The sequence below is a fragment of the Parasphingorhabdus sp. genome (genome assembly GCF_049667325.1).
In the GTDB taxonomy this organism is placed as follows: Bacteria; Pseudomonadota; Alphaproteobacteria; order Sphingomonadales; family Sphingomonadaceae; genus Parasphingorhabdus.
In genome coordinates this window covers 19,994-27,678 of sequence record NZ_JBATHY010000264.1, presented here as the reverse complement: position 1 = coordinate 27,678, position 7,685 = coordinate 19,994, and the positions used below count along the sequence as shown (strand labels likewise).

At 58.1% G+C, this 7,685-nt stretch carries 9 protein-coding genes; 6 read left to right on the top strand and 3 right to left on the bottom strand.

The annotated features are described in order from the left end of the window. The first annotated feature begins 271 nt into the window (after positions 1-271). Positions 272-607, top strand: a complete 336-nt coding sequence (locus WBM93_RS12040; protein WP_424432106.1) for a VOC family protein — start codon at positions 272-274, stop codon at positions 605-607. A gap of 88 nt (positions 608-695) precedes the next feature. Next, positions 696-1,367, top strand: a complete 672-nt coding sequence (locus WBM93_RS12035) for a glutathione S-transferase family protein (protein WP_424432111.1) — start codon at positions 696-698, stop codon at positions 1,365-1,367. On the opposite strand, the gene WBM93_RS12030 is transcribed toward WBM93_RS12035, so the two are convergent. Next, positions 1,364-1,957, bottom strand: a complete 594-nt coding sequence (locus WBM93_RS12030; RefSeq protein WP_424432105.1) for a YdeI/OmpD-associated family protein — start codon at positions 1,955-1,957, stop codon at positions 1,364-1,366. The two genes, WBM93_RS12035 and WBM93_RS12030, sit on opposite strands and share 4 nt — an antisense overlap. Then, positions 1,957-2,688, bottom strand: a complete 732-nt coding sequence (gene ubiG / locus WBM93_RS12025) for a bifunctional 2-polyprenyl-6-hydroxyphenol methylase/3-demethylubiquinol 3-O-methyltransferase UbiG (protein WP_424432104.1) — start codon at positions 2,686-2,688, stop codon at positions 1,957-1,959. The genes WBM93_RS12030 and ubiG overlap by 1 nt, the downstream gene beginning before the upstream one ends. A gap of 68 nt (positions 2,689-2,756) precedes the next feature. Between ubiG and WBM93_RS12020 the strand changes: the two genes are divergently transcribed. Further along, positions 2,757-4,025 (top strand): aspartate kinase, encoded by a 1,269-nt coding sequence (locus WBM93_RS12020; RefSeq protein WP_424432103.1) that lies wholly within the window; start codon positions 2,757-2,759, stop codon positions 4,023-4,025. Positions 4,026-4,162: 137 nt separating this feature from the next. Continuing rightward, on the top strand, positions 4,163-5,167 hold the full coding sequence (locus WBM93_RS12015) for an NAD(P)H-dependent flavin oxidoreductase (RefSeq protein ID WP_424432102.1): 1,005 nt from the start codon (positions 4,163-4,165) through the stop codon (positions 5,165-5,167). Between the two features lie 109 nt (positions 5,168-5,276). On the opposite strand, the gene WBM93_RS12010 is transcribed toward WBM93_RS12015, so the two are convergent. Further along, on the bottom strand, positions 5,277-5,492 hold the full coding sequence (locus WBM93_RS12010) for a dodecin (protein ID WP_424432101.1): 216 nt from the start codon (positions 5,490-5,492) through the stop codon (positions 5,277-5,279). A 135-nt stretch (positions 5,493-5,627) separates the two neighbouring features. Here WBM93_RS12010 and WBM93_RS12005 point away from each other — a divergent pair, with 135 nt between their 5' ends. Both WBM93_RS12005 and WBM93_RS12000 read left to right on the top strand, forming a co-directional pair. After that, positions 5,628-6,134 (top strand): PH domain-containing protein, encoded by a 507-nt coding sequence (locus WBM93_RS12005; RefSeq protein ID WP_424432100.1) that lies wholly within the window; start codon positions 5,628-5,630, stop codon positions 6,132-6,134. Further along, entirely contained in the window at positions 6,131-7,645 is a 1,515-nt protein-coding gene (locus WBM93_RS12000; RefSeq protein ID WP_424432099.1) for a PH domain-containing protein, read from the top strand. The genes WBM93_RS12005 and WBM93_RS12000 overlap by 4 nt, the downstream gene beginning before the upstream one ends. Positions 7,646-7,685 lie beyond the last annotated feature (40 nt).

The window sequence follows — 7,685 nt, the reverse complement described above, 5'->3', positions numbered from 1 at the left end:
TGCTGTCTCTGATCCAGCGCCATCAAAAGACCACCGATAGCCGCTGGTCCGAATCGATCCTGCGCGACTGGGATCGCTGGCGAGACCGGTTCTGGCAGGTCTGTCCCAAGGAAATGGTCAGCCGGATCGAACATCCGCTGTCGGACAAGGAAGTGATTGAAGCAGCCGAGTGACAGATCGGCGTCGAATTCTGGCATGGTTCGGTCTTGCCGGATTGGGCGGTTTTCTATCACACAGACCATCACATGCATTATCGAAGGGAACCGGAATCATGCCCAAAATCACCCCGAATTACCTCGAAATGAAGGCCGGTGATCTACCCGCCAGCAAGGCGTTTTACGAGAAAGCCTTTGGTTTTGCCTTCACCGATTATGGTCCGGAATATGCCGCCGTCGAAGGCGGACCGGTGCAAATCGGATTGGCTGCCGGCGCCGAACCGGTTGCGCCGATGCCGACCTTCGAGAGCGATGATCTCGAAGCATCGCTGGCACAGGTCAGGGCGGCGGGCGGCGAAATCGTCAGGGAGGTTTTCGCCTTTCCAGGCGGAAGGCGTTTCGAGTGCCTGGATCCGTCCGGCAACCGGCTGGCGATTTATCAGGCCGGCTAGACGCACCCTCTGGAGAACACGGGTAAAATTCGCTCACAAGAACATCAAGTCTCTTCCCCCCGCGTCCATTCGGGATTAAGCGGTGCCCATGTGGCAGTTGTACCAGTTCCCTCTATGTCCGTTTTCACGCAAAGTCCGCTTGCTGCTGGGCGAGAAATCGGTTGGCTATGAGCTTATCCGCGAATCGCCGTGGGATCAGCGCGACGAATTTCTGTCGATGAACCCGACCGGCCGGACGCCGGTGATGAAACATAGCGAGCGCGATATCCATCTGGTCGATAGCATCGCCATTTGCGAATATATCGAGGAAACCGTCGAAAAGGTTCCGATGATCAACGGCACAGCGGTAAACCGCGCCGAGATCCGGCGGCTGGTGGCCTGGTTTGACGAACAATTTTACGGTGATGTCACCGCGCCGATGATGCACGAGCGGATGCACAAGAGGCTGGTCCGGCGCGAACCGCCCGATGCCAAGGTCTTGCGCGACGCGATGCGCCGGGCGAATGTCCATCTTGACTATATCGACTATCTGATCGATCACCGCAGCTGGCTGGCCGGGGCGACGATGAGCCTCGCCGATCTTGCCGCAGCAGCACAAATTTCGGTCGCAGACTATCTCGGCGCGATCGACTGGGCCGGACACGAACAGACCAAGGCCTGGTATGCGATGTTCAAATCGCGGCCTTCGTTCCGGCCATTGCTATCCGAACGGATGGAAGTGATCGCCCCGCCGGTCCATTATGAAAAGGTCGACTTCTAGCGATATTTCCAGTTGCGATCCTTGCCCTCGGCGATCCATTCGACGGCTGTGGCGATACGCTTGAGTCGTGTTTCCGCCCGCTTCGCGTCAGTAACCCAATCGATATAGTCCCGCTGATAGCCGGGTGAAAATCTGACATAGGTTTCCTGTGCGTCAGGAACGGCGGCGATGGCTGCTGCAAAATCTTCGGGCATTGGCGGCACCGTCACCGGCCTGGGCTTTGCTTTTTCGGGCACGGCTTTTGCCGCACCCATTTGCCGGGCAGCCGAACGGATCATGGTGACAAGTTCATCCGCGTCCGGCAAATCGTCAACCGATTTGATCTTGCCGAAATGCCCCATGGCTTCGCCTGCCCTGGGCGTTTCTATCCCGAGACCTTCCCAGAAACCAAAAGCCGCATGTTCCTTGAACGCTGCCATATTTGCGAGATTTTTGCCGCCCAGGGTGAAGAAAGGCATGCTCCATTTCACCGCTTCCTCGACATCGGGGCAGGCTTGATGGACCAGCGCGCGCAGATGTTTCAGTATCGGTTTGGCAAAATCCGCAGCCTTTTCGATATAGGCATCGATACGGGCGTCGGTACTGGCCATCAGGCCTTGACCACCGTCATCAGATAGTTGAGCGCCAGATTGTCTGACAACGCAAAGCCACTGGCCGGACCGTAGGACAGGCCGCGTGTGTCAATGACCTGGAGACCCGCATCATTGAGCAGCTTCTCCAGTTCTTCCGGGGTGATAAATTGTTCGTGATGATGGGTCCCGCGCGGGATTTGCCCGGTCCGCTCGGCCAACTCTACGAGCAGGAATTTCGACAGGGCAGTGCGATTGGGAGTCGAGACTACCATCAGGCCGTCGTCGGCCATGGCGTTCGCCAGACCGGCAACAAAGGCCCGCGGATCATCGACATGTTCGAGCACCTCCAGCGAGGTCACCAGATCAAAACCCGTCCCGTCAAAATCCTCGATCGCTTGGTTGCGATACTCGATATCCAGTCCTTGCGGCCCGGCATGAGCCCTGGCCACCGCGATATTCTCCGGAGCCGCGTCGAGGCCGGTTACAAGTGCGCCAAGCCTCGCCAGCGGTTCGCAAAGCAGTCCGGCGCCGCAACCGACGTCGAGCGCCTTTTTTCCGGCAAGCGGTTTCAGCAGGCTACTGTCACGGTGGAATTGGAGGTCGATCGCGTCCCGAATATAACGCAATCGTACGGGATTGAGCCGGTGGAGCATGGCCGAAGAGCCCTTCGGGTCCCACCAGTCCGCAGCAAGCGCGCCAAAATGCGCGGCTTCGCCGGGGTTGATCGTGCTGCTACTTGCCTTTGTCATGCCCCCTCTTTATCAGGATTTTCGATCCTGTTCAGGCCCTTTTTGACGAAAGTTTTTTCAACCGCAATATGGCGCGCATAGTGATGAAATTTGGCGGCACGTCGATGGCCGGTATTGAACGTATCCGCCGGGTGGCGCAGATCGTCAAACAGCAGGCTGACGCGGGTCATGAAGTGGCAGTGGTCGTATCTGCGATGGCAGGCGATACCGACCGTCTGGTCAATTTTTGTCGCGAAGCCAGCTCGCTCTATGATGCGGCTGAATATGACGTGGTCGTGTCCTCCGGCGAGCAGGTGACGTCGGGCCTTCTGGCGATTGCGCTACAATCGCTCGGGGCGAATGCGCGGAGCTGGCTTGGATGGCAAATGCCGGTTCGCACCATGGAATCGCACAGCAAGGCAAGAATCGATTCGATAGATGCCGAAAAGCTGACCACAGCCATGGCGAGCGGCCAGATTGCAATCATCCCCGGCTTTCAGGGATTGAGCGAGGATGGCCGGATCACGACATTGGGGCGCGGCGGGTCCGACACCAGCGCGGTCGCGATAGCCGCAGCGGTCAAGGCGGATCGCTGCGATATCTATACCGACGTCGATGGCGTCTATACCACCGACCCGCGCATCGTGACCCGGGCACGGAAACTGAAAAAGGTCACGTTTGAGGAAATGCTCGAACTGGCGAGCGTCGGCGCAAAAGTATTGCAGACCCGCTCGGTCGGGCTGGCGATGAAGGAAGGCGTGCGCATCCAGGTGCTGTCGTCCTTCACCGATGAAACCACCAACTGGACCGCCGACGACCTGCCCGGCACGATGATTGTCGGCGAAGACGAAATGGAGATAGAGGATATGGAACGGCAGCTGATAACCGGCATCGCCCATGACAAGAACGAAGCGAAGATCACACTGACCCGCGTCCCGGACAAACCGGGTGCGGTGGCGGACATTTTCGCGCCGCTTGCCGATGCCGCGATCAATGTCGACATGATCATTCAGAATGTCGGCCGCGAGAAAGGCGAAACCGACGTGACCTTCACGGTGCCGAGCGTCGATCTCGACAAGGCAATGCAGGTATTGGAGGGCGCACAGCAAAAAATCGGCTTCAACCGCCTGATCCCCGACACCAATGTCGCCAAAATATCGGTCGTCGGCGTGGGCATGAAGAGCCATGCCGGGATTGCCTCCACCATGTTCCGGGCGCTGGCGGATCGCGGCGTCAATATTCAGGCGATCACCACGTCGGAAATCAAGGTCAGCGTGCTGATTGAGGAAGATTATACCGAACTTGCGCTGCGGGTACTGCATACGGCTTATGGCCTTGATGCAGACGACGCGGCTTGAAGAACAGCCCCTACTCCTGCACACGGATCGGGGAACTCTCCTTATTCGCGAAATTCGGGTCGTGGTAGCGAACCGGCCTCCTCATCACGCACCCCTTTCCCTTCCCTGAAGGGCGGGAATGCCAAGGAAAACACAATATGACCCAGTCCAAGACCGAACATCTCATGCAGCGCGGCACCGATTTCCTCGGCTGCGAAACCGCTATCATGTGCGGGGCGATGTCCTGGGTATCGGAGCGCAATCTGGTCAGCGCGATTTCCAACGCCGGCGGCTTTGGCGTGATTGCCTGCGGCGCGATGACGCCGGACTTGCTCGACACCGAAATTGCAGAGACCAGGAAACGCACCGACAAGCCGTTCGGTGTCAATCTGATCACCATGCACCCTGATTTGATGGCTCTGATTGACGTCTGCGGGAAGCATGCGGTCACTCATGTTGTGCTGGCGGGCGGAATTCCGCCCAAGGGCAGCCTCGAAGCGATCAAGGAAACCGGGGCCAAGGTGATTTGCTTCGCCCCCGCCATGGCGCTGGCCAAAAAATTCATCCGTTCGGGTGTCGACGCGATTGTTATCGAAGGCATGGAGGCGGGCGGTCATATCGGCCCGGTGTCCACTTCCGTCCTGGCCCAGGAGATACTGCCAGAAATTGCCAGCCAGGTACCGGTCTTTGTGGCCGGTGGAATTGCCACGGGCGAGATGATCGCGGCCTATCTCGAGATGGGGGCCAGCGGCGTCCAGCTCGGGACCCGCTTTGTCTGTGCCCATGAATCGATCGCCCATCCGGCGTTCAAAAAAGCCTTCATCCGTGGCAATGCCCGTGATGCGATCACCAGCGTCCAGGTCGATCCGCGTCTGCCGGTGATCCCGGTGCGGGCGCTGAAGAACAAGGGCACGGAAGAATTTACCCGCAAACAGATCGAGGTTGCCAAGCTGCTCGACTCCGGCGAAATTGAAATGGGTGAAGCGCAGTTGCAGATCGAGCATTTCTGGGCAGGAGCGCTGCGCAAGGCGGTGATTGACGGCGATATCGAATATGGCAGCGTGATGGCCGGACAGTCGGTCGGCATGGTCAAAGCGGAAGAATCTGTGGCCGATATTATCCAGGTGTTGCTCGAGCAGGCCGAAACCGCACTGGCGCGATAATTTGCGCCGGAGCTTTCACCTCACGGGCACTGGTTGGCTAGCCTAGCAACATAGTAGACCGGCGAGAGCAACAAACTGCAGGAACCGACAGACAGCAATAATCTAGATATCAGGCCGTAGAATGGTGGGTGAAACCGATTCGCAATGACACCTGATAATGGGCGACCTTGCCGTCGACGATATGTCCGCGGGTGTCGGTGACTTCAAACCAGCCAAGATCCTTGACCGTCTCCGCGGTCCTGGCGACCGCTTTTTCAATTGCGTCCTCGATACTCTTCGATGAGCTGCCGACAACTTCGGTGATTTTGTAGACATGATCGTCCATGGCAATTTCCTTTTCTGGTGTTCGAATCGCTGGTGAGATCGGTATAGCACGGGAACTGGTCAAGCCGTCTTGCATCCGTGATACGGTTGGTTCACAACGCCCCGAATGGATGAGCAAACACCCCAAGCAGTTCCGGTGGAAAAGGGTTCGGACGAGCCGTCGCGGCACTACAATCAAGGCCTGACACCGCTCGATCCGTCTCAAAAAAGTCTGATCCGGATCAACATGGCGCTTCGTGCATTGATCCTGCTGGTGCTGGGACTTGCGGGCGAAATATTGCTTTGGGTTCAGATCGAGGTTCAACCGGGCATGCTACTCGTTCCGGCGGCGCTTCTGGCTGCTGTGCAAGCCTTTGTCCTGCCTGGTCGGGTCTATCGCCGCTGGGGCTATGACATGGGCGACGAGCAATTGCGTGTGCTGCGCGGATTTCTCTGGCGCACCGACACGATTGTCCCGTTCAACCGTATCCAGCATATCGACGTGGCGCAGGGACCGCTGCAGCGATTGTTCGAACTTTCCACATTGATCGTGCACACGGCGGGAACGCATAACAGTATCGTCATCCTGCCCGGCCTCGCCACGGCCGATGCCGAAGCGATGCGCGAGACGATCAAGGGCCATATTCGCCAAGACATGATATGAACGACGAAGCGGCACAATCACTGGTTCAGGAAGAGGTGCCCTTCCGGCGGCTGCACCCGCTCAGCATCATCCTGAAATCATTGTCGATGCTGGGCCGGAATATCATCGCGATCATCGTCCTCCATTTCAGCCTGTTCGATCAGAATGTCGCCCATACCACGCTCGCCGCGGTAGCGCTGATTGCACTGGTGGTCGGGGTGACGGCGCTGATCTGGTCGCGTTTCACCTATCAGGTCACGGAACGGGAAATCCGCATCAAGAGCGGCCTGCTCAATCGCAACAACCGCTCGATCCCGTTTGACCGGATTCAGGATGTCAGTCTCGAACAGAAGCTGGTCAGCCGCCTGCTCGGCCTTGCCACTGTCGCGCTGGAAACCGGATCCGGAGGCGGCGAAGATGGGCAGTTGAATGCGCTTGCACGGTCGGATGCAGAGCAGCTGCGAGACAGGATACGCGACTATAAAGCCGGATTGAGCGCCGCAGTTCCACTTTCGGATGACCAGTCCGTCGCAGCAGATGCGCCGCCCCTTTTTACAATGGACAACCGCCGCATATTCATCGCCGGACTGTTCAACTTCTCCTTCGTCCTGCTGGCAATTTTGGGGGCCCTCGCGCAGAATCTGGATTTTCTATTACCCGACGGTTTTTTCGATCCGCGCACCTGGCTCGACGCATTGCCAGAACGGGAAGCGATCGACAATCTGAGTGCGTGGGTGCGGGTCGGCGGGGCACTGGCTGCAATCCTGTCACTGGTCATAATCGGCCTGGTCAGCGGGATCGTCCGGACATTCGTCCGCGAATATGCATTCCGTCTCGACCGGGCCGACAGCGGTCAGCCCGGATTCCGGCGACGGCGCGGTCTCTTCACCCTGACCGACATGGTGATGCCGATCCATCGCGTTCAGGCGGCGATATTGCAGACCGGTCCGGTTCGCGAACATTTCGGCTGGTACCATTTGAAATTTACGTCGCTGGCTGGAGATGCCAGCGGCGAAACGGACCATAGCGCGGCCCCCTGTGCAAACCTCGCCGAGATCGAACCAATATTGGTGGATTGCGCGGTTCGCCCGGCCTCGCCCGATCTCGCATTTCAGCCAGTCAACCCGGCCTTCTGGTGGCGCCGCGCGGTCATAATCGGGCTGGCGCTTACAGGCATCGCCCTGGGTGCTGGATATTTCGTCCATGACGGGTTTTTCGCAATCGTCCTGCTGGCCGTTCCGATCATCCCGGTCCTCTTTCTCAACTGGAAGCATCACCAATATGCCTTGAACCACAGCCAATTATATGTCCGTTCCGGCTGGTGGCGCCGCAGGCTGACCATATTGTTACTCCGCAAAGTTCAAAGCGTCGATGTCAGCCAGTCACCGCTTGACCATCCGCTGGACCTGGCGACGGTCACCATCGGTATCGCCGGCGGATCAACAATCGCTCCGTTAAGGATTGTCGATATTCCTCTGCAAAGCGCAATGGATTTGCGCGCCAGACTGTTTGCCCGCCAAAATCATGCTTGACTAAAGCCTCTGATCATTCACGATAGTTGCCAGAGCCATT

Coding starts and splice junctions, on each gene's coding strand:
- WBM93_RS12040 (WP_424432106.1), top strand. CDS start 272: ATGCCCAAAATCACCCCGAATTACCTCGAAATGAAGGCCGGTGATCTA.
- WBM93_RS12035 (WP_424432111.1), top strand. CDS start 696: ATGTGGCAGTTGTACCAGTTCCCTCTATGTCCGTTTTCACGCAAAGTC.
- WBM93_RS12030 (WP_424432105.1), bottom strand. CDS start 1,957: ATGGCCAGTACCGACGCCCGTATCGATGCCTATATCGAAAAGGCTGCG.
- ubiG (WP_424432104.1), bottom strand. CDS start 2,688: ATGACAAAGGCAAGTAGCAGCACGATCAACCCCGGCGAAGCCGCGCAT.
- WBM93_RS12020 (WP_424432103.1), top strand. CDS start 2,757: ATGGCGCGCATAGTGATGAAATTTGGCGGCACGTCGATGGCCGGTATT.
- WBM93_RS12015 (WP_424432102.1), top strand. CDS start 4,163: ATGACCCAGTCCAAGACCGAACATCTCATGCAGCGCGGCACCGATTTC.
- WBM93_RS12010 (WP_424432101.1), bottom strand. CDS start 5,492: ATGGACGATCATGTCTACAAAATCACCGAAGTTGTCGGCAGCTCATCG.
- WBM93_RS12000 (WP_424432099.1), top strand. CDS start 6,131: ATGAACGACGAAGCGGCACAATCACTGGTTCAGGAAGAGGTGCCCTTC.